Raw genomic sequence first — 24,001 nt, 5'->3', positions numbered from 1 at the left:
CGGAAGTTGAAATCTAAACCTCTTGCGGGACATTTTCAAGCCTGCATCAACAGCGCGCACTCTCAGCCGGTGATCTTGCGCTTCACCGCGCGCGTCACCATGCGCAGGCGCTGGGCCAGGGGCAGGCGCTGGAAGTTGGTCTTCACCGCGCCCTGGGTGAAGGCGGTGCGCTTCGAATAATCCATGATCAGGTCGACGATCACCGGCCTGCCGGCGGCCGCGGCTTGGCGCGCGCGCGCAATCGCCGCAGCAACCTCGGCATTCGAGGGGACGGCGATGTACTCGGCGCCGGTGGCGATGGCGACGCCGCTGAAGTCGATAGCGCCCAGCGCGGTGCAGGGCTTGCGGTTGAAGGGGATCTCCTGCGCCTGGGCGATCTGCGACAGTTCGCCGTCGTGGAATACGTAGTACACGATGCCCAGCCCGAGTCGCGTGGCGGAAACGATTTCCATGCAGGTCATGGTGAAGGCGCCGTCGCCGACGATGGCGAAGACCTCGCGGTCCGGATTGGCAAGCCTGGCGCCGATCGATGCGGGAACGGCGTAGCCCATGGCATTGAAATCGGTCGGCACGATCAGCGCCTTCGACTGGTGCACGGGGAATAACTCGGCGGTCAAGTAGGTGTGGTTGCCGTCGTCCACCACGGCGATGGCGTCGGCCGGCGCGGCGGCGCGCAGGGCATTGAAGAATACCGCCGGATTGACCTTGCCGCCGCTGTCGTGGCGCAGCCATTCGTCCCGGTAGGCCTGCTTGTCGCGCGCGATGCGGGTCTGCAACGCCGCGTCGGCCGTGGCGCCGGCGCCGACTCTTCGCAGCTCGTCCAGCAGTGCCGTCAGCACGGCCACGGCATCGCCTTCGAGCGCTACCGCCGCCGGATAGTTGGCGCTGAATACCTGCGGGTTGATGTCGACATGGATCAGGTTCGGCGGCACCGTGACGCCGAAGCTGCCGGTGGCGATTTCGGCGAAGCGCGTGCCCACTGCCAGCAGGCAATCGCAACCGGCGAAGGCGTTGCGCGCCGCCGGCACCGCCGCCGCGCCGAAGCCATAGCCGGTGTGCAGCGGATGCGTGGCGGGGAATACCGACAGGCCCTGCAGCGTGGTTGCCACCGGTGCCTGGAGGAGATCGGCGATGGCGCGGGTCAGATCGAAGGCGTCGCGCGCGCCCCAGCCGAGGAACATGCCCGGCTTTTTTGCCGCGCGCAGCATCTGCGCCGCGCGTTGAAAGTCGGCGCTGGCGGCACGGCAGGGGCGCTCGATCACGGGCAAAGGGGGCAGCGGCAACACCTCGCCGGGGAACATCTGCAGGTTCACCGGAATCTCGACGAAGACCGGGCCCGGCTCGCCGCTGTGGGCGGTCTCCCATGCCGTGAACAGCGTCGGCACGATCTCGGAGTGGCTGGAGACGAGGAAGGTCGCCTTGGTCAGGGCCTTGACGAAGGCGTGCTGATCCATTTCGTGCAACTGGTATTTCTTGTCGAGGTCGTTGCGGATGCCGCCGCAGATCACCAGCATCGGGATGCCGTCGAGGAAGGCTTCGCCGATGCCGCTGGCGGCGTGGGTGGCGCCGGCGGCGGGAACGATCACCAGCGTGCCGGTGAGTTCCGAAGTGCGGCTCACGCCGTCGGCCATGAAGGAGGCGCCGCCCTCGTGGGTCACGAGTATCGGTGTGATCTGTTCGGAGCTGTCGAGCTCGTCGTAGAGCTCGGTGTTGTGCACGCCGGGAATGCCGAAGGTGTAGCGGATGCCGAGGGCTTCGAGCGCCCGCACCGCGATCCAGGCGCCGGTTCGTTTCATGGCTATCTCTCCTTTTGGTTCAGGCGGTCGCGGCGGCCTGTCCGGCCAGCCTGCCGCCGAGGATGCAGCCGCCGAGGAAGCTGCCTTCCAGCGCGCGCAGGCCGTGCATCCCGCCGCCGCCGAAGCCGGCTGCCTCGCCGGCTGCGTAGAGGCCGGGGATCGGCGCGCCGGCGGCGTCGAGTACGCGGCATTGCAGATCGGTTTGAATCCCGCCCAGGCTCTTGCGGCTGATGATGAACTCGCGCACCGCAAGTAACGGCCCTGCCTTCGGGTCGAGGATCTTCTGGAACTTGCAGGTGCGCAGGCGATCGCCCTTCCAGTGGCGGACGTAGGCGATGCGGCGCAACTGTTCATCGTTGTGGAAGGTCTGGCCGCGGTCGATCTGGGCGTCGTAGCCTTCCGTCGCGGCGCGGATTTCGTCGAGGCTCACCGCATCGTCGCCCTGCAACGCGTTCATCTTCGCCACCAGTTCCGCCAGGTCGCGGCCGACCACGAAGTCCTTGCAGTTGCTTGTCATCTCCTCGTAAAGCCACTTGTTGCCGAACAGCAGGTCGCGCAGGAAGGCGAGCTTTTTCTTGTCTCGGATCGAGGGGTTGTGTTCGGCGCCGGAAACGGCGAGCTCCTTGATGGCGATGGCCCTGTTCATCAACTGCCAGGAATACTGACGTTCAGTGGCGCAGACCTGTGCCACCAGGTCGCGCGTGTCGAAGCCGGTCACCAGCGGCATCGGTCCGATGCGCCGGCCGCGCCAGTCGAGCCAAAGCGCCGACCGTGGCGGCACGATGGAAAGCCCGTGTCCGGGCTTGCGCGGCTGCGGGTGATGCACCCCGGCGGCGTAGTTCCACATCGCGTCGAGATGGGTGAGTTTGCCGCCCGCCGCGCTGACGGCGTCATGCAGGCGGCCGTCGGCATAACGGTGCGAGCCGTTGAGGATCACCGGCGGCGGCGTCTTCCAGTCGCGGTGCCAGTGCTGGCGCACGCGTTCGATGTTGCCGTTGAAGCCGCCGGCAGCAACGATCACGCAGCCGGCGGTCAGTTCGAAAAGTTTGCCGTCTTCCTCGCCGACGCCGCGGCAACCGGTCACGGTGCCGTTGCCGGTCAGCAACGCCTCGACGCGCTGGCCGAAACGGATTTCCAGGTTGGCGCGACGCGGATGGCCCTCCAGCGTGGCGATCAGGCGCAGCGCCAGTTCGCGGCCGGTGCCCCAGACGATGTGGAAGCGCGGCACTGAATTGCCGGGCGTGAACAGACCGCGTTCGACCCAGTGCGGCGCCGGCACGAAGCCGACGCCGCGCGCGCGCAGCCAGAGGCCGACGTCGTCGTGGCAACGCTGGGTGTAGGCCTCGGCCCAGGCGTTGGGCCAGTGGTCGGCCGCATCGAGTTCGCCAAAGGCGCGCCAGTCGGCCAGCGCCAGTTGCGGCGTGTCGCGGATGCCGGCACGTCGCTGCTCGGGCGTGCCGACCAGGAAGATGCCGCCGAAACTTTCCTTGGCCAGGCCGCCAAAGTTCTCGGCCTTGTCGCGGTCCAGCAGCAGGACGCGGCGCCCTGCGTCGAGCAGTTCCAGTGCGGCGCAGATGCCGGCGATGCCGCCGCCGATGATGATGACTTCGCTCACGTCGCCTTCCTCGAAGCTGGGTGGCGCAACGACCGGCCATCGGTGGGTCCGATGCCGGGCTCCTCATGTGGTTTCTTCTGGAGTTTAGCCCGAATCCGCCATGGTCCGGGCATGGCAAAGCGATGTCGAACCGGCTAAGCTGCGTGCCGTGATGCGGTCCAGACTTTTCGTGGCAATGCCCCTCCTGCTGCTGTTGGCCCCGGCCAGCCTGCGGGCGCAGGCCGTTGCGCCGCCGCCGACCATCACGGCGGAAAGCGCCGTTGCGGAAAGGGCGCGCGCCAAGGCGATCCGCGATGCCGCCGAACGCCGCTACCTTGCCGACAAGGCCGACTGCAACACGCGCATGATCGCCATCGGCTGCCTGACGGCGGCGCAGGAGCGCCGCGCCGCGGCAGGGCGCGAAGCGGAGGCGATTCGCAAGGAAAGCCATCGCGTCGAGCGCGAGGCGCGGCAGGCCAAGGTGGCGGAACGAGAAGCTCAGCGCGCCGCCGCTGCGACTGCGCAAGCGGCCGACAACCAGGCCAGGGTCCAGCGCCATCGCGCGGAAGAGGCCGAACGTGCCGCCGAACGCCAGCGCCGCCAGGGCGAGGCGCAGTCCAGGCTGGAAGGCCGGCGCGCCAAGGCGGCCGACGAACGGGAAGCCCGGCAGCGCAAGATCGAGGCGCGTCGCCAGGACGAGGCCCGGCGCGCCGCCGCTGCGCCGGAAAATGCGCGCAAGGCCGCCGAGCGCAAACGCAAGCATGCCGATAAAGTGCAGAAGATCGAACAGCGCGAACGTGACTACGAGGCGCAGCGCAAGTACCGCGAGGTGGAGAAGGCGGCTGCGGAAGCGCGGCGCGCGGCAGAGCCGACGCGCTGATCGGCTCCGGATATGGTGGCGGTACGCCTGCGTCGCTCCAGATCGGTCAATCCGCATTTGACCAACACGCCATAAGCCCGCCGGCCGCGATCCGTCATGGAAGCGATGGTGCTCTTCCGCGACTCTTGAAATATCCGTGTCGGCTGGCGTTCCGCATCGCCAGTCCGCTGTCATGGCGGCGATCGAATCCGCGCGAGCTCCCCGGTCAGGGACAACCTGCATGACACTAGGTAATCGTCCGGATTGTCCCAGGGCGTCCCTCCAAATATCTTCTCTGGCGTGACAGCTATTCGAATCGCCGTCACTTTCAAACAGCCAAGGAGGAAGCAATTCATGGGCAATCCCGTAGCAATCCATCCATCGATCGACGCTGGAATACTGCCAGCGCTGCCGGCGTTTTCAGGAGGCGTCCTGCATTGCAAATGCCCTTCGGACCGCGTCGAGGTAACGATCAGCGCACAGACCGCGCACAACCATGCCTGCGGCTGCAGCAAATGCTGGAAGCCGGAAGGCGCCCTGTTCTCGCAGGTTGCCGTGGTTTCGCGCGACAAGCTAAAGGTGACCGCGCACGAAGAGAAGCTGAAAGTCGTCGATCCCGGCGCGGCGATCCAGCGTCACGCCTGCACGGGATGCGGAGTCCATATGTATGGGCGCATCGAGAACAAGGCGCACCCTTTCTACGGCCTCGATTTCGTTCATACCGAACTCTCGGGCGTGCGTGGCTGGTCACCCCCGGAGTTCGCCGCGTTTGTCTCCTCCATCATCGAGACCGGCACCGATCCGGCGCAGATGCCGGCGATCCGGGCGCGATTAAAGGAGTTGGGTCTGGAGCCCTATGACTGCCTGTCGCCGCCCTTGATGGACGCCATATCGACCCACGTCGCCAAGAGCAGGAAGTAGCGGTCATTGCTGCCCGCCGTGAGGCGGCAGTGCCGGGCCCGGTGCCTCTCCCTCGGCGCCGGGCCTTTTTTTATCTCCGCACTGCGGTTTCCCGGGACGGATTCAGGCGTCGCGCGTCGCCCAGGTGGCGCGCATGGAAGCGCAGGTGCTCCTCGATGAAGCTGGCGATGAAGAAATAGCTGTGGTCGTAAGCCTCGCGCAGGCGAAGTTCCAGCGGCACGCCTGCGCGCTGGCAGGCCGCGCGCAACAACTCCGGCTTGAGCTGGGTATCGAGAAACTGGTCGGCCGTGCCCTGGTCGACCAGCAAAGGCGGGCCCTTCCAGCGGCGCGAGGCGATCAGTTCCGTGGCGTCGTATTCGCGCCAGGCTTCGCGGTTGGCGCCGAGGTAGCCGGTGAACGCCTTTTCGCCCCAAGGGCAGCGCATAGGCGAGGCGATCGGCGCGAAGGCTGAGACGGATTTATAGGACTGCGGGTTGCGCAGCGCGATGGTCAAGGCGCCGTGGCCGCCCATCGAATGGCCGCTGATGCCCGAGCGCGTCGGATCGATCGGGAAGTGGCTGGCGACCAGCCAGCGCAGTTCCTCGGTGACATAGGAATACATGCGGTAATGCGCGGCCCAAGGAGCTTGCGTGGCGTCGACGTAAAAGCCCGCGCCGCGGCCGAAGTCCCAACTGTCGGTTTCGCCCGGCAGATCGAGCCCGCGCGGGCTGGTGTCGGGGGCGACGATGGCCAGCCCCAACTCGGCGGCGACGCGTTGGGCGCCGGCCTTGACGATGAAGTTCTCTTCCGTGCAGCTCAGGCCGGAAAGCCAGTAGAGCACCGGCACCGGTGTTTCCGCGCTGGCCTGCGGCGGCAGGAAGACGCCAAAGCGCATCGGCGTGCCGGTTTCCGGCGAGTCGTGGCTATACACGGCCTGCACGCCGCCGAAGCAGCGATTGCGGGAGATCGTGGTGAGGGGCATGCCGCTCATGGGGCGCGACGGTACGGCGCCGCTCAAAACGTGACCACCGAGCGGATCGATTTGCCCTCGTGCATCAGGTCGAAGGCTTCGTTGATGCGCTCCAGCGGCATCACATGGGTGATCAGGTCGTCGATGTTGATCTTGCCGTCCATGTACCAGTCGACGATGCGCGGCACATCGGTTCGCCCGCGCGCGCCGCCGAAGGCGGAACCTTTCCAGACCCGGCCGGTGACCAGTTGGAAGGGTCGTGTCGATATCTCCTGGCCGGCGCCGGCGACGCCGATGATGGTGGAAACACCCCAGCCCTTGTGGCAGCACTCCAGCGCCTGGCGCATCAGCTTGACATTGCCGACGCACTCGAAGCTGTAGTCGGCGCCGCCCTTGGTCAGATTCACCAGATAGGCCACCAGGTCGCCGTCGACCTCCTTCGGGTTGACGAAATGGGTCATGCCGAACTTCTCGGCCAGGGCCTTGCGCCCCGGATTGAGGTCGACGCCGACGATCATCTCGGCGCCCGCCAGGCGCGCGCCCTGCACCACGTTGAGGCCGATGCCGCCGAGGCCGAAGACGACCACGCGCGAACCCGGCGTCACCTTGGCCGTATAGATCACCGCGCCGATGCCGGTGGTGACGCCGCAGCCGATGTAGCAGACCTTCTCGAAAGGCGCATCCTCGCGGATCTTCGCCACCGAGATCTCCGGCATCACCGAGTAGTTGGCGAAGGTCGAGGTGCCCATGTAGTGATACAGCGTCTCGCCGCCGAGGCTGAAACGGCTGCTGCCGTCGGGCATCAGGCCGCGTCCCTGCGTCGAGCGGATGGCCTGGCAGAGGTTGGTCTTCTGCGACAGGCAGTATTCGCACTGGCGGCATTCCGGCGTGTACAGCGGGATCACATGGTCGCCCGGCTTGACGCTGGTGACGCCGGCGCCGACTTCGACCACGATGCCCGCGCCCTCATGGCCGAGGATGGCCGGGAATATGCCCTCCGGATCGTCACCCGAGAGCGTGAAGGCGTCGGTATGACAGACACCGGTAGCCTTGATTTCGACCAGCACCTCGCCGGCGCGCGGGCCGTCGAGATCCACGGTTTCAATCGACAGGGGTGCTCCGGCTTTGTGGGCAACGGCGGCTTTGACTTTCATGTTCTCTCCTGGGTTTCGGGGTTGTGTCAATCAGGGTTGGAAGTGCGTTTGCTTGCAGACGGTGCAGGCTGGGGGGCGATTACGGCCTCGACTCGCCGTTGCACCTCCGCCAGTGGCGTGCCGAAGGGAATGACACCGACCAGTCGGCCGTGCGGATCGACCAGGTAGATGCTGACCGAGTGGTCGACCGTATAAGTGCTTGCGTCGCGTCCCCGCCCGACGTAGCGGAAGTGGGCGCCATAGGCTCGCGCGACCCGGCGCAACTGCCTTTCGTTGCCGGTCAGCGCGACGATCTCCGGACTGAAGCTGCGGGCGTATTCGATCAACTGCCGCGGCGTGTCGCGCGCCGGATCGACCGAGATGAATACCGTTCGCAGTTTCTCCCGGCGCTCGCCCAGGCGCGCCAGCAGGTCGCGGTAAAGCAGCAGGTCAGCGGGACAGGCATCGGGGCAGCCGGTGTAGCCGAAATAGATGAGCACCACCTTGCCGCGCTGATCGGCAAGGCGAAAAAGTTTGCCGTGGGCGTCGGGTAATTCGAAATCGCCGCCAAGCGGCGCTGCCCGGGCGGGCACCGCCTGCCGTTCGGCTCCAGCGGCCGGGCCGCAGATCCACAACAGGCTGAACAGGGCTGTGAGGAAAGGGCTGGGCGTCATTGTGTTGGATGGTCAGGCTTCGGGTCCATACGTGATGCTGCGCGCGGACGATGTTTGCGGGGTGCGGGGCAGAATTTACCGAGTCGCGAGAGGGGCGGGAATCGGGATCATTCCCGCCGCTGCTAAGGGTAATCCCTGAGGCGCGTCATTCATGGCTTCGTGCCGTTCGGTTCGGGCCCGCCTCCCGCGGTGACTCTCCGCTCGCCGTGTCGCCAGCGCCGACTTTCATGGCGGGCAGCAGCGCGCGCGTCGAGTTCGCCACCACCAGCAGGCTGCTGGCCGACATGGCCACCGCCGCCACCAGCGGGCTGAGATAGCCGGTCATGGCCAGCGGGATGGCGATCGCGTTGTAGCTCAGCGCCCAGGCCAGGTTCTGGCGGATGCGCCGTTGCGCGACACCGACCAGATCGAAGGCATCCAGCACGCGATCCAGGCGGTCGCCGGGGATCACCATGTCGGCGGCTTCGGCGGCCAATTGCGTCGGCGCGCCGAAGGCAATGCCGAAGTCGGCCGCCGCCAGCGCCGGGGCGTCGTTGCTGCCGTCGCCGATCATCGCCACGCGTCCTTCGGTCTTGAGGCGGCGAATCACAGCCGCCTTGGCCTCGGGCGGTACGCCGGCATGGACTTCATCGACATGCTCGGCATAGTCGTCGGAATGCTCGGCGCCCGTCAGCAACACCACGCGGCAGTGGCGACGCAAGGTGGCGACGACCTCAATCCATTCGGGCCGCGGGCGGTCGCGCGTGACGACGGCGCCTTCGGCACACCCGTTTCGGCCGACCCATGAGACCACGCTGTCACCGTCGCGCAGGTCCGCGATCCGCGCCGCGAGCTCCGCCGGAATCTCCCAGCCCAGCGTCGCGAACAGCGCGCGGCTGCCCACCGCGACGCGGTCCCTGCCGACCCGGCCCACGGCGCCCCGGCCGGGATGGAGTTCGACCTCGCTGGCGGTTCGCGTCGCATCGATGTCGGCAATCGCCTTGGCCACCGGGTGCGTCGAGTGGCGTTCGACCGCCGCCGCACGCGCGATGGCCTCCGGCGACCCGACGACATTCGTCACCGCCATCCGGCCCGACGACAGCGTGCCCGTCTTGTCCAGCACGACGATGTCGATGCGCGGCGATTTCTCGAACAGGTCGCCGCTGCTGACAAGGATGCCGCGACGCAACGCGGTTCCCACCGCCGTTGCCGCCGTCAGCGGAATCGCCAGGCCGAAGGTGCAGGGGCAGGAGACGATCAGGGTCGCCAGGCTGGCCAGCAGTGCTTTCTCCGGCGAGGCGCCGAAGGCCAGCAATCCGAGTCCGACCAGCATCGCCAGCACCATCACTGCCGGCACGAAGCCGCGCGCCAGCCGGTCGACGCGTCCCTGCATGCCGCCGCCGGCGCTCTGCATGTTCCACAGCAGGCGCGACAGATTGGCGATGCGGCTCTCGACCCGCTGGCCGACTTCGATTTCCAGGTTGCCTTCGAGCAGGATGCCGCCGCCCAGGGCGCGCTCGCCGACGCCGCGCGATGCGGTGAAGGCTTCCCCGGTCATCAGCGATTCGTCGATCGCGCCCTGACCGGCGACGATCTCGCCATCCACCGGAATCGCCTCGCCCGGGCGCACGAAGACCCGGTCGCCGGGAAACAGTTCGGCGAGTCCGCACACCAGGTAGCGGCCCTCGCGCAGCACGCAGGCGCGATCGGACCAGGCGCGCAGGATGCCGGAGAGCTCCTGGCTGGCCTTGAGTCGCGCCTCGCGTTCGAGGTAGCGGCCGATGGTGACCACGGCGACCAGGGTGCCGGCGACTTCGAAATACAGGTCGAGCGGATCGCGGAACAATTGCACCGTGCTGTAGGCATACGCCGCGAGGATGGAGAGCGCCAGCAGCAGGTCCATATTGGGCAGGCCGACGCGCAAGGCGGTCCATGCGCCGCGCAGGATCGGCCAGCCGACATAGAAGACCAGCGGCGTGGCGAGGCAGAACAGCGCCAGCGGTGTTGCCTGGAAAGCCAGCCAGCCGATCGCCGCGTAGTCTTCCGGCTGGACAAAGCCGCCATGCACCGGGTAGATGAAAAGCAGGGTCAGCATCATCACCGGCGAGGCCAGGCAGCCGGCGGTGAGGAGGCGCAGCAGCTCGGGGCGTTCGTCGTGCTCGGGCGCGGCCTCGTCGTGCAGGCGTGCGCGGTAGCCGGCGCGAGCGATGGCCGACGGAAGTTGCGCTTCCTCGATCAGGCTTGGGTCGTAGGTGATCTTGACCGTGCCGCTGGCATAGCTCGATGTCGCGGCGAGGATGCCCGGCGTGCGCGGCGCGAGCTTCCCGATCAGGGTTTCGCAGGAGGCGCAGTGCATGCCATCGACCCACAGGAAGGCCTCGCGGGCCTCGGAAGGCGGCGGCGTGGCAGCGACCGCGGCTTCCGCCACCAGCACGGTCTCGCCGAAGCAGCGATAAACCTCACGGCAGCCATGACAGCAGAACTCGTGACCGGCATCGCGCAAGGGCGACTTCGGATTGGGCAGGCCGCAGAGCTTGCAGGGCATGGCGCTCCTTGTGCTGTTTACGCGCATGACGGCGGGGCATGCGCCACCGCCGTCATCGATTGTCGCGGACGCGCCGCGCGACCGTTTCGGGTCAGGTGGCGCCCACCCGCTGCCCCATCGCCTCGTTGAGATCGCGCGATTGCAGCAGATTGTAGGCATAGACCACGAAGGAGGCGCCGAGGATCAGGCCGAAGATCATGATCATGTGGCCATAGACCATCCAGCCTTCCTGGTTCCAGTCGGCGAAGCGTCGCGGCATGCCGGCCGCGCCTCCCGCCAGCATGGCTATCGCCGCGCCGAAGCCGCCGACGGTGAACAGGCGCACGAACCAGGTACCCAGCGCCGGATCGAGCTTGCGTCCGGTGATCACCGGGTAGTGGTGATAAAGCACGCCCATCCACATCAGCGACATCGCCAGGATCACCGTCATGGTGTGCCCGCTCTGCCACATCGTGCCGTGCAATACGTAGGCCCAGGCGACATTGGAGGTGACGATGGCGCTGGCGCCGTCGAGGATGTACAGCGCCCAGCCCAGCAGCACCGCGATGATGCCCGGCTCGGCGCGCAGGCCGTGCTGCCAGATGGTCGCCAGCACGGTGAAGATGCTGATCGCGGCGCCGATGCCGGTGCCCCAGCTCATGATGTTGCCCCAGTAGGACAGCGACGCCGGCTGGTTGGGATAGAAGGTGATGAAGTGGTGGAGGAAGGAGGTGACTGAGGTCAGCAGCAAGATCCACAGCGCGGTGTTGGCCAGCTTGTCGCTGAACAGCTTGCGCGTGCCGTCGGCGAGATACAGCGGCAGCGTCGCGTACATCGCACTCGACACCATCAGCGCCATGGCCTCCATCAGGTTGTGGGCGAAGATGTAAAAGCAGTACTGGAACACCACCGGCTCGGCCGCCCAGGCCGCCATCGACATAGGGATCACGCCGTAGAGCGCCAGCAGCAGCGTGGTGCCGACGACGACCAGCGGCAGGCCGGCGATCAGCAGCGTCAGCGCCGAGAGCGTCATGCCCAGCATGCCCGGATCGTTGAGCGAGCGCTCGGAGAGCACCAGGTCCTGGCGCTTCTTGCCGAAGAACAGCATCGAGAGCCCAAGCAGCGGATAGAGCAGGATCATGCACGCCAGCACCAGGTAGATGCCGGTGAAGCCGAGGATCACCGCGTTCATGCTCCAGATGCCCATCTGCGCGCCGACCAGGGGCAGCGGGAACATCACCACCAGGCTGACCTTGAAACCCATCAGCACGGCCACCGTGAGCAGCGCGGCGCCGAGGTTCATGGTGATGAAGCACATCGCCGGCAGCCAGCCGGTGATCGGTTTGCCGACGCAGCCGCCGGAACGGTGCAGGCCGACGCCGACCATGAGCTGGAAGGAGAAGGGGAAGGCCAGGGCCGCCCCATGCAATGTCAATGTCGTGTAGAAATGCCCGGAGTCGAGGTCGAACATCTGCGTTGCCGGCATCACCAGGCCAAGCAGGCCGGCGACCGCCAGCCAGATGAAGGAGGCCATGATCATCAGGGCCGGCCAGGCATTGATTTCCTCCAGCCCGGTGCTCTTGTCGACGCTGAACATCCGGCCGAAAACCGGGGTGCCTGCAATGATTGTGCTTGCGATAGTCATTTCGGATCTCCTCGGTTCAGGTGGCGGCGTTGCTCTTGACGACAGTCAGCTCGTCCTTCATGCCATGGTGGGCGATGCCGCAGTATTCGAGGCAGCGGATCTTGTACGTGCCGGGATCGGAGAAGGTGTGCACCACGGTCGTCGGCTTGGATACGCCGGGCATCATGAGCATGGTGAACAGCATGCGGCCATCCGGGTGATACACGGCGAAACCGTGTTGGGTATCCTTGGCCCTGGCGGAAAATCGCACCGGCTTGCCGGTCTCGACCTGGCGTGATGACATCTCGTAAGTCCAGGAGGTGGCCGTGACCGCGACTTCCTGTACCGGTGGTCCGGCCGTCGCCGCACGCGCCGTGGCGATGATGGGCATGAACTTGAGGCTGGCAAGGTTGATGGTGACGAAGATGACGAAGACCGCCGTGAGCCAGTAGCCCTCGAGGCGGGACATGGCGGCGCGCGGCGTGGTGCCGGGCCCGGAATCGACCACCGACTTGCGGTGGATCACGTACCAGAACATCCCGGCAAAGGGCAGCAGCATCCCCATCGTTACCCAGAATGCGCCCCAACCTGAAAACAGAAAGTCCAGCATCTGACGGCCTCCTCCTGATCCTCTGTTCGGTCGCCGCGCTGCCCGGATCGTGGCGCTCGGCGTCGCGGCGGCCGACCGCGCCCCCACGTTGCCGAAACGATAGGCCTGCGGGAACGGGCGGGCAATTGGGGTGTTTACTTATTGGGTGCAAGGTTAATCCCGATTGTCAGGACCTTGCCCCGGTTCCAGACTTGCATCGAACCTCGACGAGGTACCGGGAGGAGTCATGACAGAAATCGTTCTTGCCAGTCCGCGAATGGGTGCCAAGTTGCGTCGTTACCTGCGCCTGGCCAAGCCGCGTGTCGTTTCGCTGATCGTGTTCTGCGCGGTGATCGGCATGCTGCTGGCGACTCCGAACGGGGTGCCCCTGCCTACGCTGCTCGCCGCAACCCTGGGCATCGCGCTGGTGGCCGGTTCGGCGGCGGCGGTGAATTGCCTGATCGAGCGGCGCATCGACGCCATCATGGCGCGCACTCGCGGCCGTCCGCTGCCGCGCGGCGAGGTGGACGCCGTCGAGACCGCAATTTTTTCAGCGGCGGTCGGCGGCAGCGGGCTGCTGCTGCTGCATGCCTATGTCAATCCATTGACGATGTGGCTGACGCTGGCCACTTTCATCGGCTACGCGCTGATTTACACGGTGGTCCTCAAGCCGCTGACACCGCAGAACATTGTCATCGGTGGCGCTTCCGGGGCGATGCCGCCGGTGCTGGGCTGGGCGGCGGCGACCGGGCAGACGCCGGAACAGGCCTGGCTGCTGTTCCTCATCATCTTCCTGTGGACGCCGCCGCATTTCTGGTCGCTGGCCCTTTACCGGGCCAGGGAGTACGCCGCGGTCAGCATGCCCATGCTGCCGGTGGTCCATGGCCGGGAGTACACCCAGCGCAGCATCTTCGCCTACACGCTGGTGCTGGCCGTCGTCACCTTGCTGCCATTCGCCATGGGCATGAGCGGAGCCGCCTATCTTGCGGCGGCGCTGGCCTTGAATGCGGGATTCATCGCCCGCGCATGGCGCCTCTGGCGCGACTACAGCGACGCCAGGGCGCAGGGCACATTCCGCTATTCCATCGTCTACCTGTCGCTGCTGTTCGCGGCGCTGCTGGTGGACCACTATCTGCCCTATTGAGACGACAGGGTTTTTCGGCGCAGGGGTCGATTGGTGTTAGTCTAAGCCCACTATAACAATATGGATACTTGGGCATGTCGGTCGATTTGGCCTACCGGGCCGTATTCCAGTCCGCTTCCGACGCGATTCTCATCCTGTCGGAAGATGGACGGGCGATCGACTGCAATCCGGCCGCGCTAGCACTGTATCGCTGCTCTCGCGAGGAGATCATCGGCACCACTCCGAACGAGTGGTCTCCGGAGTGTCAGCCCGATGGACGCCGCAGCGACGCCGCCGTCGCCGAGATATTCGCTGGAGTGATGCGTGGCGAGGTGATGCGCTTCGAATGGACCAATCGGCGCCGCGATGGCACGCTGATCGAGGTCGCCGTCACGATCTCCTTGTTCATGTCGGGCGAAGAACCAAGGTTTGTGACCATGGTTCGCGACATCTCGTCGGCGAAGACCGCCGAGCGGGCGCTTGCGGAATCGGAACAACGTTTTCGCGGGCTGTTCGAAAAGGCACCGCTGGCCTACCAATCGCTCGACATGGCTGGAAACATCCTGGAAGTCAACGACGCCTGGCTTGAATTGATGGGGGGGCTGCGACGCGACGACGTCACCGGCCGCCCGATCACGGATTTTCTGACCGAAAAGTCCTTGCCGACCCTGGCCATGAATTTTCCAAAATTCCAGAAGCAGGGTCATATCGAAGGGCCTGTTTTTGAGTTGCGGCGTCCGGACGGGGGAATCCGCACGGTGAGCATCAACGGCCGCATCGGTCGCGATGCAGCCGGAAATTCGGTCCGCACCCATTGCATCCTGACCGACATTTCCGAACGCAGGCGCGCCGAGGATGAATTGCGCGAACTCAACCGGCACCTTGAAGAGCGAATCGAACAACGCACCCGGGATCTGGAGTTGGCCAAGAATGCCGCCGAGGCGGACGAGCACTTCATGCAACGGCTGATCGACGCGATCCCAGGACAAGTGGCCTACGTCAACCGCGATCTGCGCTTCGAATTCGCCAACAAGGCCTATCGGGAATGGTTCGGCAGAAGGGCTGAGGAGATGAAAGGCATCCATCTGCGGGATTTGCTGGGCGAGGAACTGTTTCAGAAGAGCCTGCCCTTTGTGCAAACGGCCTTGCGTGGCGAGGCGATCAGCTTTCTGAGGACGGCGCCCGAGTCCGCCGGCAAAGCCACCTACTTGCGCGCCGAATACGTTCCTGACATCGCGGGCGACCAGGTGCTGGGCATTTTCGGGCTGTTTTCGGACATCACGGAACTGAAGGCCGCGCAGATCCAGCTTGAGCAACTGAACCACCAACTCAATCTGCGGACGCTTCAGGCCGAAGCCGCCAACGTTGCCAAGAGCGCTTTCCTCGCCAACATGAGCCACGAAATCCGCACGCCGATGAACGCCATCCTCGGCATGGCGCATGTTTTGCAAAGGGAGGCCCCGACGTCGAGGCAGGTGGAACACCTGGCAAAGATCGACTCCGCCGCCAGGCACTTGCTGGGCATCATCAACGATATCCTCGACCTGTCCAAGATCGAGGCCGGCAAGTTCACGCTCGAGGAAGCGCCGCTCGACTTCGCCGCCCTTCTGCGCAATCTGAGCTCGATCCTGTATGAGCCGGTTAGGGCCAAGGGCCTTCGGTTGCGGGTCCTGGCGGTGCCCATGAATTTCAGCTTGAAAGGCGACGCGACGGCCCTGCAGCAGGCGATGCTCAATTTCGCCAGCAACGCCGTCAAATTCACCGATAGCGGCGACGTGACGCTGCGGCTCGGTTTTTCGGAAGAGACGCCCGATTCGGCGCTGCTGCGTTTTGCGGTGGAGGATACGGGAATCGGTATCGCGCCCGAGGCGCTTTCCAGGCTGTTTGGTGCCTTTGAGCAAGCCGACAGTTCGACCACGCGCCGGTATGGTGGAACCGGGCTGGGATTGGCCATCAACCGGCGCCTGGCGGAGTCGATGGGTGGCGAGGTCGGCGCGGAGAGTACGCCGGGTGTCGGCAGCACGTTCTGGTTTACCGCGCGCCTGAAGAAGGGCGATGCGGCCGATGTGGCGACACCGGCGCTTCCCCCGGGCGCGGCCGAGGCGGCACTGCGCCAGGATCACGCCGGGAAGCGCGTCCTGGCGGTCGATGACGAACCAATCAACCGGGAGATTGCGCGGCTTCACCTGGAAGCGGCCGGACTGGTCGTGGATACCGCAAGCGATGGCGCCGAGGCCGTCGAATTGGCACGCCGGACGGCCTATGCGGCGATATTGATGGACATGCAGATGCCTAACATGGACGGGCTGGTTGCGACGCGGCGAATTCGCGGGCTGGCCACCTGCGCAAAGGTTCCGATCATCGCCATGACGGCGAATGCCTTCTCGGAGGACAAAACGCGGTGCTTCGAGGCGGGAATGAACGATTTCCTGACCAAGCCGTTTGATCCCGATGCATTTTTTGCGACGCTGCTGCGCGTGCTGGGCCGGAGCAACGCCTAGTTCGCGCACATCACCCGCGTCGGCGGGCCGGGTTCGAGAACCCGCGATATCTGGCTGGCGAAATCCCAAGCGATTCTTCAAGAGTCGGCGCTGGTGGCACGGCGCGCGCGCTAGCCTTGCCTTTGCATCGCCATCTTGACCAGATCGGACAACGATCGTGCGTGCATTTTCTCCATCACCTTGGCACGGTGGACCTCGACGGTTTTCGCGCTGAGGCCCAGCGCATTGGCTACCGCCTTGTTGGAGAGGCCCTCGACGACGAGCTCGAGAACCTCGGTTTCGCGCGGGGTCAGGGTGGCGAACAAGGCGCGCAGTCGTGCCTGCTGCAGGTCGCGGTCCCGCCACTCCGCGTCGCGGGTGATGGCGCGCTGGATGCGGTCGAGCAGGTCCTGGTCGTTGAAGGGCTTCTCGACGAAGTCAAAGGCGCCCGCCTGCACCGCGCGTACCGCCATCTGCACGTCGCCGTGGCCGGTGATGAATATGATCGGGATGTGGATACGCTGGGCCGCAAGGCGCTCCTGCAATTCGAGTCCGCTCATGCCTGGCATGCGCACGTCCAGCACCAGACAGCCCGGCCTCGCGGCGTCGTAACCGTCGATGAAGGCTTGCGCCGAGCCAAAATTCTCGACCCGCAGGCGCACCGACTCGATCAGCCAGCGCAGGCTGCGCGCCACGGCCTGGTCGTCATCAACTATGAATACTGTCGGCTCGTTCACGGCGATGGGATTGTTGTGCGCTAATCTTGAGGGTGAAGCGCAGGATGGCGCCGCCATCGCGGCTCGACTCGGCCCGTATCTTTCCTCCATGGGACTCGATGATCGAGCGGCTGATGGCGAGGCCCATGCCCACCCCCTCGGGTTTGGTGGTAAAGAACTGGTCGAAAACCTGATCGATCAGGTTGCCATCGATGCCGGGACCGGTGTCGGCTACCTCGACTTCCACCGAGTCGGAGTCGAAGAGCCGGGTCTGAATCACGATCTCGCGTCGTGATGGAACGACCTCGGTCATTGCCTCAATCGCGTTGCGTACAAGATTCACGATCACTTGTTCGATCATGATGGCGTCCGCTGCCACCTTGGGCAGCAGGGGGTCGAGATTCAGGCGCACGTGGGTACACTGGTGGCGTGCCTCGTGCTCCGTGAACTTGACCACGGCGCGGACGATCTGGTTGATGTCCAGGGATTTCAGTCGTGGTTCGCGCTTGCGCACGAAGTCGCGCACATGGCGCAGGATGTCGCCGGCACGCTCGGCCTGTTCGCAGACTTCCTCGAGCGGCACAATGAGTTCCTGAGGGCTCATGCCGCCGGCGCGCAGGCGGCGGATGCAGCCACGCGAGAAATTGGCGATCGCGGAAAGCGGCTGGTTGAGCTCGTGGGCGATGCCGGTGGCCATTTCGCCCATGGTGGACAGGCGCGCGACCCGCGCCAGTTCGGTGTGGTGGCGGCGCGCCTGTTCTTCGGCCTGCTTGTGTTCGGTGATATCGCGCGTGATGCCGAGCAGCGCATAGATATTGCCGCGTGCGTCGCGCAGGGGAGCGGCGTGGGTTTCCATCCAGGCCACGCGATTCTTCAGCGTGATCGCGCGAAACTCGTAGACCACCGCTTCGCCGGCGAAGACCCGGCGCATGTTTTCGCGGTAGATATCGAAATATTCCGGTGCCACCACCGAAAAGATCTTGCGGCCGATGATGTCGGCAGGCTGGTTGGCGTCGACCAGGCGCAGCCCGGCGGGATTGATTTCCAGCACCGTGCCGTCTTCCGCCTGCAGCTTCACGCATTCCGGCTCCGACTCGATGATGGTTCGCAGGCGAAACTCGTTCTCCTGGAGACGGTCGAGCACGGTCTCGTGCCGCGATTCCTTTTCGTCGAGGCGGCGCTCGGTTTCGCGCAGCCGACCCAGCAGCACGCCGAGAAAGATCAGGGAGGCCGCCAGGCTCCCGCCGAGGACCACCAGGGCGAGCCACAGCGTGTCACTGGCAGGAAGCATGTCGGCAGCGTTCATTGGAATCCCGAAACCACTCTAACAAGCGCGTTACCCGGGTCAATAGGGAACATTCGCGGGGCGCCTAGGTAATCACCCTAATTGCACGGGTCAATGGATTTGATAAATTGCTTGAAGAATAATTAGTTGAAACCAAAAGCGCGACATTTCGCCGCGCCTCGATTGGCGTCCGAACAGCACCAGCCTGACGCCGGCGCAGAGTACAACCCCGATAGGAGGAAATCAACATCATGAAGTCAAAACAGATTGTCCGTCGTCCCCGGCTCAGCCTGATCGCGCTTGCCACCGCCGCTGTTGTTGCCGGCGGACCGGCGTTGGCCGACGAGACCAGTTGTTCGCCATTTACGCCCCTGATCAAGGGCCAGGAAGACTTGGTGTATGTCTGGACGCTCGGTGTCAAGGGCGTCGGTGATGGCTCCGACAAGCTGGTCACGGTCGATGTCAATCCGAAGTCGAAGAGCTATGGCAAGGTGATCCACAAGTTGTCGGTCGGCGGTCGCGGCGAGATTCACCACGTGGGCCTTTCCGATGATCGCCGCTACCTGTGGGGTGGAGCGCTCGATTCGAACAAGATCTTCATCTTCGACATCGGCACCAATCCGGCCAAGCCAAAACTGGTGAAGACCATCAACGACTTTGTCGAAAAGACCGGGTTCGTCGGTCCACACTCTTTCATCGCCATGCCCGGCCGCATGCTGATCACCCCGCTGTCGAACAAGAAGGACCATGGCGGCGAGACCGGCATCGCGGTGTACAACAACAAGGGCGAGTACGTTTCCCATAACGCGATGCCGAAGGAGGGCGGCGGCGACGGCTACGGTTACGATGCCGCCATCAACCCGCAGAAGAATGTATTTCTCACCTCGTCGTTCACCGGCTGGAACAACTACATGATGGACCTGGGCAAGATGGTCAAGGACGGCGAGGCGATGAAGCGCTTTGGCAATACCTCGGTCATGTGGGACATGAAGACCATGAAGCCGCTTAAGGTGTTCCAGACGCCAGGGGCGCCGCTGGAAGTGCGCTGGTCTTGGAAATCGGGCGACAACTGGGCGGTCACCACAACGGCACTGACCTCGAAGATCTGGGTCTACAAGCAGGATGCCAAGGGCGAATGGCAAGTCAAGGACGTCGCCACCATTGGCGATCCGGCCAAGATTCCGCTGCCGGTCGACATCAGCATCACCGCCGATTCCAGGGGTATGTGGATCAATACCTTCATGGACGGCACCGCCCGCTACTGGGATATGTCGGACCCGATGAAGCCGAAGGAAGTGTTCAACAAGCGCATAGGCTCGCAGGTCAACATGGTCTCCCAGAGCTTCGACGGCAAGCGCGTCTATTTCACCAGCTCCCTGCTCGGCAACTGGGACAAGAAGGACAAGGACGACGAGCAGTACCTGAAGGCCTACAACTGGGACGGCAAGGATCTCAAGCTGGCTTTCGAGATCGATTTCTACAAGGAGAAACTTGGCCGCGCCCACCACATGAAGTTCCAGGCGCGCGACCTGTCCACCCTCAAGCCGCTGGATTCGGCGCAGAGCGCGCTGCCCCTGCTCGCGCAATCGCGCTAACCTCCCTACGGGAGACTCTTGGTGTCAACGAGCCGGGCCCGCCGCTTGTTTCGGGGCGGGCTACTCTTCTTGCTGTGCCTGGCTTTTGCAGCCAGCGCGGCACCGATCATGGATTTCACGCCGCCCTCACCGGGCAGCTACCGGCTGGAACGCATCCAGGCGGCTGGTGACGGCGCAGTGCTGGATTCGGCCGGAAAGCGGCGACGACTCGCGGAGTTCACCCGGGGCCGCGTCACGCTGCTGGCCTTCATGTACGCTTCCTGTGCCGATCCGAACGGCTGCCCCTATGCCCTGAGCGTCATGCACCAGTTGAAGAACGAGCTCGAAAGAATTCCGTCGACACGCGGCCGGGTCGGCTTCGTCAGCCTGTCCTTCGATCCGCTGCGCGACACGCCGGCGATGCTGGCGCTCTACGGCGCGCAACACGCCGATGGCCGGCACGTCCCCTGGGATTTCCTGACGACGCGTTCGCGGCGCGAACTGCTGCCTATCCTCAAGGACTGGGGCCAGGATGTCGGCATTGAAGTGGATCGCGCCACGGGCAAGGCGCTCGGCACCTACAGCCATGTGTTGAAGGTTTTCCTCGTCGATCGGCGCGGTGCGGTGCGCGAGATCTACACCACCGACTACCTGCTGCCGGCGATGGTGCTCAACGACATCAAGACTCTGCTGATCGAGGACGGGTTGGCGCTGCGATGAGCTTGGCCGGACTCGCAATCCTCGTTGCGCTGGTCGCGCTGGCGGCCTGCGGGCGGGATCTGCCGACGGCGGCAGTTGTGCCCTTGGGCCTGCCGGCCCTGCCGGTGCCGCCCGATGCCCCGCTGCAAAAGGCACGCGTCGATCTCGGTCGCACGCTGTTCATGGACCGCCGCCTGTCGCACAACAACACCCTGTCCTGCGCCATGTGCCACGTGCCCGAGCAGGGCTTCACCTCCAACGAACTGGGCACCGCGATCGGCCTCGAAGGCCAGACCATCCGCCGCAATTCGCCGACGATTTTCAACGTTGCCTACGTCGAGCAGCTGTTTCACGACGGCCGCGAGTTCAGCCTGGAGAACCAGGCCTGGGGACCGCTCCTTGCCGGCAACGAAATGGCCAACCCTTCCATCGGCTATGTGGTCGAGAAGATCAGAACCTTGCCCGAATACACCGGCCGTTTCGAGGCGGCCTTCGGTGGCCGTGGCCCCGACATGATGACCATCGGGCTCGCGCTTGCCGCCTATCAACGGACCGTGAACTCGGCCAATTCGCGCTTCGACCGCTGGCGCTACGGCGGCGAGGCAAACGCACTGAATGCCGAGGAGCAGGCCGGCTTCGCGCTGTTCGTGGGCAAGGCCGGTTGCGTCGCCTGCCACCCTGTCGGCGAGAAAGCGGCGCTGTTCTCCGACAACCGTTTCCACAATACCGGCATCGGCTACGCCAACAGCATGGAGTTGCCGCGCCGCCATCGCGTGCAGCTCGCTCCCGGCGAGTTCGTCGTCGTCGAGGACAAGGCGCTGGATTCCTTCGAAAAGCGTCAGCCCGACGTAGGGCGATATGAAGTCACGCTCGATCCGGCCGATTCCTGGGCCTATCGCACCCCCATCCTGCGCAATGTCGCGCTGACCGGCCCCTACATGCATGACGGTTCGCTCGCCACGCTGGAGGATGTCATCGAGTTCTACATTCGCGGCGGCATCGACAATCCGCAGAAGGATCCGCTCCTCAAGCCGGTCGGCCTTGCGCCGGGGGAGAAGCGATCGCTGGCGGCGTTTCTCCGCGCACTTACCGGCGACAACGTCGCACAACTGGCCGCCGAGGCACGCGCCGCGGCACCCGGCGATGCGCTGCCGGCGAAGGACCCGGCCAGCAGCTACAAACGGCCGTATTAGCCGGGCCGACCTCGTCGCAGCGGACCGGTCTCATGGCTGAAAAACCCGATGCTCCCTCGTGCGCCCGCAATCGCGAGCCCATCCTCCGCGTCCTGCAGAGGCATTTCGCCGATCGACGCAAGGTGCTGGAGATCGGCAGCGGGACCGGGCAGCACGCGGTATTCTTCGCCGCCGAGTTGCCCCACCTGATCTGGCAGGCCTCTGATCGGCTGGAGAACCTTGCGGGGATACAGGCCTGGCTGGACGAGGCCGCGCTGGGCAACACGCCCGCCGCGACGAAGTTTGACGTCGGCGGCGCCTGGCCGGCGGGGCGCTTCGACGCCGTGTTCAGCGCCAATACCCTGCACATCATGAGCTGGCCCGAGGTCGGGCGTTTGTTTGCCGGCCTGCCCGGCGTTATGGCCGACGACTTCACGCTCGTCATTTACGGCCCCTTCAACTATGACGGCCGTTACACCAGCGAGAGCAACGCCGCCTTCGACGCATGGCTTAAGCAGGGGGGTGCCCAGCAGGGGTTGCGGGATTTCGACGCGGTGGATGCCTTGGCCGCGCAGGCGGGACTGAAACTGATCGCGGACTGCCCGATGCCGTCCAACAATCGCTGCCTGGTCTGGCACCGCGCCGCCATGTCGGCGGCTTGAGCCCGGGACAGCCCCGGCGAGATCCGCTTTGCCCGCCCCGCCGACGGCCTTCCTGTCGGCCCGCGGCACATGGCAGCAGCGGGCAAAAAGATGCGAAGATTCCCCATTGCCGGATTGCCCCTTCACGTTGAATGATCTCCCGCAAATACCTCTACCTGATCGCCCTGGCGCGCGAAAAGCATTTCGGCCGCGCGGCGGCCGCCTGCCATGTCTCGCCCTCGACCCTGTCGGCGGCGATCCGCGACCTCGAAACCGAGCTCGGTGTCGCCGTGGTCGAGCGCGGCAAGCAGTTCGCCGGCCTCACGCCCGAGGGGCGCAGCGTGGTCGAGTACGCCCAGCGCATGGCCGCCAGCGCCGAGGGACTCAAGCAGGAACTCGCCAGCCTGCGCGACGGCCTCACCGGCCGTCTGCGACTCGGCGTGATCCCGACCGCGCTGACGGTGGTGGCGGCGCTGACCTCGTCCTTCTCGCGGCGCCATGCCCATGTCACGGTCGAGGTGCTGTCGCTGGCGACTGACGAGATCCTCGCCCGCCTGCGTCGCTTCGAGATCGATGCCGGCATTATCTATGTCGAGTCGGCGTCGACGGCGGGCTTCGACGTGGTGCCGATCTGGCACGAACGCCACGTGTTGCTGACCGGAGCGGCGGGACGCTTCGCCGGGCGCGAGACGGTGAGCTGGGCCGAGGCGGCGACCGCGCCGCTGGCCCTCCTGACCCCCGACATGCAGAACCGCAAGACCATCGATGCGGTGTTTGCAAGAGTCGGCGCTGACGTGACGGCGATGCTGGAGACCAATTCCATTGTCAGCATCCTCGCCCACGTCGGTTCGGGCCATTGGTCCTCGATCGTGCCGCGCGCGGTGCTGGAACAGGTGGGAACACCCCGCGGCGTGATCGCCATCGAGCTGGTCGAACCGGCGGTCGACTGGGCCACGGGGCTCGTCACCCTGGCGCGCGAGCCCCAGCCGCCGATGGTGGCCGCGCTGGTGGTCGAAGCCAGGGCGCTGGCCGAGACGTTCGAGCGCCGTCGCAAGACCGAGCTGGAGGGCGTCGCTCGCCGGCGCGAGACGAAGTCCGTCCGAGAGGAGACGCGCGGACTCTTCCGCCAGTCCGCTCGAGAGAAGCTGGTCCGCGAGATGTCGCCGCAACGGAATGTTGTCGGGCGAGAACTCGAGTGCGTCGGCTAACGGGCGCAGGTGCGCCGGAATCGCGTCCATCGCCCCAGTCTCGCGGGTGGCCGCTCCGAAATCAACGCGTCGCCGCGGCCGACAGACCACGTTGCACGGAAACGGGCTAAACACCAAACGAAAACGCCTGCGTCGCAGTGGGTGTGCGACGCAGGCGATCGATGCCAAACCGGGAACTCCCGGTTCGACCCGGATGCTGTTACGGCGAGAGCGCGTTCTTCATGTTCACGCGTCCGCTGCCGAGCTTGCCCGAGTACGACGGGTTCAGCGCCGCGATCGAGTCTGCGGTCGTCTTCACCTTGTCCCACACCTGGAGACGCGTCCACGTCGGGTTCTTGCTCCACACCGTTGCAGCCACGCCCGCGACGACCGGCGTCGCCATCGACGTGCCGCTCAGCGCCGCGACGTAGTCGCTGCTTGCATTGCTGTGATTGTGGTAGGGCGAGGAGGTCGACACGCCC

20 protein-coding genes are annotated in these 24,001 nt (G+C 65.3%); 9 read left to right on the top strand and 11 right to left on the bottom strand.

Features of this window, described 5'->3' with window-relative positions; all coding sequences use genetic code 11:
* Positions 1-62: 62 nt before the first annotated feature.
* Both J0M27_RS01105 and J0M27_RS01100 read right to left on the bottom strand, forming a co-directional pair.
* A complete protein-coding gene (locus J0M27_RS01105) occupies positions 63-1,796 on the bottom strand; it encodes a thiamine pyrophosphate-binding protein (protein ID WP_294986611.1) in 1,734 nt (577 codons plus the stop codon).
* 19 nt (positions 1,797-1,815) lie between these two features.
* Positions 1,816-3,411: an FAD-binding dehydrogenase gene (locus J0M27_RS01100; protein WP_294986610.1), complete on the bottom strand. Its 1,596-nt coding sequence runs from the start codon at positions 3,409-3,411 to the stop codon at positions 1,816-1,818.
* A 169-nt stretch (positions 3,412-3,580) separates the two neighbouring features.
* On the opposite strand from J0M27_RS01100, the gene J0M27_RS01095 reads away from it, so the two are divergent.
* Positions 3,581-4,270 carry a hypothetical protein gene (locus J0M27_RS01095; RefSeq protein WP_294986609.1) on the top strand — a complete coding sequence of 230 codons (690 nt, stop codon included), beginning with the start codon at positions 3,581-3,583 and terminating at the stop codon, positions 4,268-4,270.
* Positions 4,271-4,603: 333 nt separating this feature from the next.
* Entirely contained in the window at positions 4,604-5,170 is a 567-nt protein-coding gene (gfa, locus tag J0M27_RS01090) for an S-(hydroxymethyl)glutathione synthase (protein WP_294986607.1), read from the top strand.
* A gap of 70 nt (positions 5,171-5,240) precedes the next feature.
* Here the strand turns inward: gfa and fghA are convergent, their stop codons facing one another.
* The 6 genes from fghA to J0M27_RS01060 all read right to left on the bottom strand — a co-directional run bounded on the left by fghA (position 5,241) and on the right by J0M27_RS01060 (position 12,663).
* Positions 5,241-6,140 carry an S-formylglutathione hydrolase gene (gene fghA, locus J0M27_RS01085; protein WP_294986605.1) on the bottom strand — a complete coding sequence of 300 codons (900 nt, stop codon included), beginning with the start codon at positions 6,138-6,140 and terminating at the stop codon, positions 5,241-5,243.
* A gap of 23 nt (positions 6,141-6,163) precedes the next feature.
* Positions 6,164-7,273 (bottom strand): S-(hydroxymethyl)glutathione dehydrogenase/class III alcohol dehydrogenase, encoded by a 1,110-nt coding sequence (locus J0M27_RS01080; RefSeq protein ID WP_294986604.1) that lies wholly within the window; start codon positions 7,271-7,273, stop codon positions 6,164-6,166.
* 26 nt (positions 7,274-7,299) lie between these two features.
* Positions 7,300-7,926 carry an SCO family protein gene (locus tag J0M27_RS01075; protein WP_294986602.1) on the bottom strand — a complete coding sequence of 209 codons (627 nt, stop codon included), beginning with the start codon at positions 7,924-7,926 and terminating at the stop codon, positions 7,300-7,302.
* A 145-nt stretch (positions 7,927-8,071) separates the two neighbouring features.
* Positions 8,072-10,450 (bottom strand): cation-translocating P-type ATPase, encoded by a 2,379-nt coding sequence (locus tag J0M27_RS01070; protein WP_294986600.1) that lies wholly within the window; start codon positions 10,448-10,450, stop codon positions 8,072-8,074.
* 91 nt (positions 10,451-10,541) lie between these two features.
* Positions 10,542-12,074, bottom strand: coding sequence for a cbb3-type cytochrome c oxidase subunit I (locus J0M27_RS01065; protein ID WP_294986599.1), 1,533 nt, complete (start codon positions 12,072-12,074; stop codon positions 10,542-10,544).
* Positions 12,075-12,090: 16 nt separating this feature from the next.
* Positions 12,091-12,663, bottom strand: coding sequence for a hypothetical protein (locus J0M27_RS01060; protein ID WP_294986597.1), 573 nt, complete (start codon positions 12,661-12,663; stop codon positions 12,091-12,093).
* A 226-nt stretch (positions 12,664-12,889) separates the two neighbouring features.
* Here J0M27_RS01060 and cyoE point away from each other — a divergent pair, with 226 nt between their 5' ends.
* A complete protein-coding gene (gene cyoE, locus J0M27_RS01055; protein WP_294986596.1) occupies positions 12,890-13,786 on the top strand; it encodes a heme o synthase in 897 nt (298 codons plus the stop codon).
* 74 nt (positions 13,787-13,860) lie between these two features.
* Entirely contained in the window at positions 13,861-16,266 is a 2,406-nt protein-coding gene (locus J0M27_RS01050) for a PAS domain S-box protein (protein ID WP_294986594.1), read from the top strand.
* 110 nt (positions 16,267-16,376) lie between these two features.
* Here J0M27_RS01050 and J0M27_RS01045 read toward each other — a convergent pair whose 3' ends face one another.
* Entirely contained in the window at positions 16,377-16,982 is a 606-nt protein-coding gene (locus J0M27_RS01045; protein WP_294986592.1) for a response regulator transcription factor, read from the bottom strand.
* Positions 16,954-18,267, bottom strand: a complete 1,314-nt coding sequence (locus J0M27_RS01040) for an ATP-binding protein (protein ID WP_294986590.1) — start codon at positions 18,265-18,267, stop codon at positions 16,954-16,956. The genes J0M27_RS01045 and J0M27_RS01040 overlap by 29 nt, the downstream gene beginning before the upstream one ends.
* A 230-nt stretch (positions 18,268-18,497) precedes the next feature.
* Here J0M27_RS01040 and J0M27_RS01035 point away from each other — a divergent pair, with 230 nt between their 5' ends.
* From J0M27_RS01035 to J0M27_RS01015, 5 genes are all read left to right on the top strand, one after another.
* A complete protein-coding gene (locus tag J0M27_RS01035; protein WP_294986588.1) occupies positions 18,498-19,841 on the top strand; it encodes a selenium-binding protein SBP56-related protein in 1,344 nt (447 codons plus the stop codon).
* Positions 19,842-19,949: 108 nt separating this feature from the next.
* Positions 19,950-20,540 (top strand): SCO family protein, encoded by a 591-nt coding sequence (locus J0M27_RS01030; RefSeq protein WP_294986586.1) that lies wholly within the window; start codon positions 19,950-19,952, stop codon positions 20,538-20,540.
* A gap of 2 nt (positions 20,541-20,542) precedes the next feature.
* Entirely contained in the window at positions 20,543-21,712 is a 1,170-nt protein-coding gene (locus J0M27_RS01025) for a cytochrome c peroxidase (RefSeq protein ID WP_294986584.1), read from the top strand.
* A 32-nt stretch (positions 21,713-21,744) separates the two neighbouring features.
* Positions 21,745-22,353 carry a DUF938 domain-containing protein gene (locus tag J0M27_RS01020; protein WP_294986582.1) on the top strand — a complete coding sequence of 203 codons (609 nt, stop codon included), beginning with the start codon at positions 21,745-21,747 and terminating at the stop codon, positions 22,351-22,353.
* A 131-nt stretch (positions 22,354-22,484) separates the two neighbouring features.
* Positions 22,485-23,540, top strand: coding sequence for a LysR family transcriptional regulator (locus tag J0M27_RS01015; RefSeq protein ID WP_294986580.1), 1,056 nt, complete (start codon positions 22,485-22,487; stop codon positions 23,538-23,540).
* Positions 23,541-23,739: 199 nt separating this feature from the next.
* Here the strand turns inward: J0M27_RS01015 and J0M27_RS01010 are convergent.
* Positions 23,740-24,001, bottom strand: a 262-nt coding sequence (locus J0M27_RS01010; protein ID WP_294986578.1) for a S8 family serine peptidase, incomplete at its 5' end; no start/stop codon positions are given.

This window comes from Sulfuritalea sp. (genome assembly GCF_017302275.1).
Taxonomy (GTDB): domain Bacteria; phylum Pseudomonadota; class Gammaproteobacteria; order Burkholderiales; family Rhodocyclaceae; genus Sulfuritalea.
Note: the sequence above shows the minus strand (reverse complement) of the source record. Positions and strands in the feature narration are given on the sequence as shown.

Coding starts and splice junctions, on each gene's coding strand:
- gfa (WP_294986607.1), top strand. CDS start 4,604: ATGGGCAATCCCGTAGCAATCCATCCATCGATCGACGCTGGAATACTG.
- J0M27_RS01020 (WP_294986582.1), top strand. CDS start 21,745: ATGGCTGAAAAACCCGATGCTCCCTCGTGCGCCCGCAATCGCGAGCCC.
- J0M27_RS01080 (WP_294986604.1), bottom strand. CDS start 7,273: ATGAAAGTCAAAGCCGCCGTTGCCCACAAAGCCGGAGCACCCCTGTCG.
- J0M27_RS01065 (WP_294986599.1), bottom strand. CDS start 12,074: ATGACTATCGCAAGCACAATCATTGCAGGCACCCCGGTTTTCGGCCGG.
- cyoE (WP_294986596.1), top strand. CDS start 12,890: ATGACAGAAATCGTTCTTGCCAGTCCGCGAATGGGTGCCAAGTTGCGT.
- J0M27_RS01105 (WP_294986611.1), bottom strand. CDS start 1,796: ATGAAACGAACCGGCGCCTGGATCGCGGTGCGGGCGCTCGAAGCCCTC.
- J0M27_RS01075 (WP_294986602.1), bottom strand. CDS start 7,926: ATGACGCCCAGCCCTTTCCTCACAGCCCTGTTCAGCCTGTTGTGGATC.
- J0M27_RS01030 (WP_294986586.1), top strand. CDS start 19,950: ATGGATTTCACGCCGCCCTCACCGGGCAGCTACCGGCTGGAACGCATC.
- J0M27_RS01035 (WP_294986588.1), top strand. CDS start 18,498: ATGAAGTCAAAACAGATTGTCCGTCGTCCCCGGCTCAGCCTGATCGCG.
- fghA (WP_294986605.1), bottom strand. CDS start 6,140: ATGAGCGGCATGCCCCTCACCACGATCTCCCGCAATCGCTGCTTCGGC.
- J0M27_RS01050 (WP_294986594.1), top strand. CDS start 13,861: ATGTCGGTCGATTTGGCCTACCGGGCCGTATTCCAGTCCGCTTCCGAC.
- J0M27_RS01070 (WP_294986600.1), bottom strand. CDS start 10,450: ATGCCCTGCAAGCTCTGCGGCCTGCCCAATCCGAAGTCGCCCTTGCGC.
- J0M27_RS01060 (WP_294986597.1), bottom strand. CDS start 12,663: ATGCTGGACTTTCTGTTTTCAGGTTGGGGCGCATTCTGGGTAACGATG.
- J0M27_RS01040 (WP_294986590.1), bottom strand. CDS start 18,267: ATGAACGCTGCCGACATGCTTCCTGCCAGTGACACGCTGTGGCTCGCC.
- J0M27_RS01015 (WP_294986580.1), top strand. CDS start 22,485: ATGATCTCCCGCAAATACCTCTACCTGATCGCCCTGGCGCGCGAAAAG.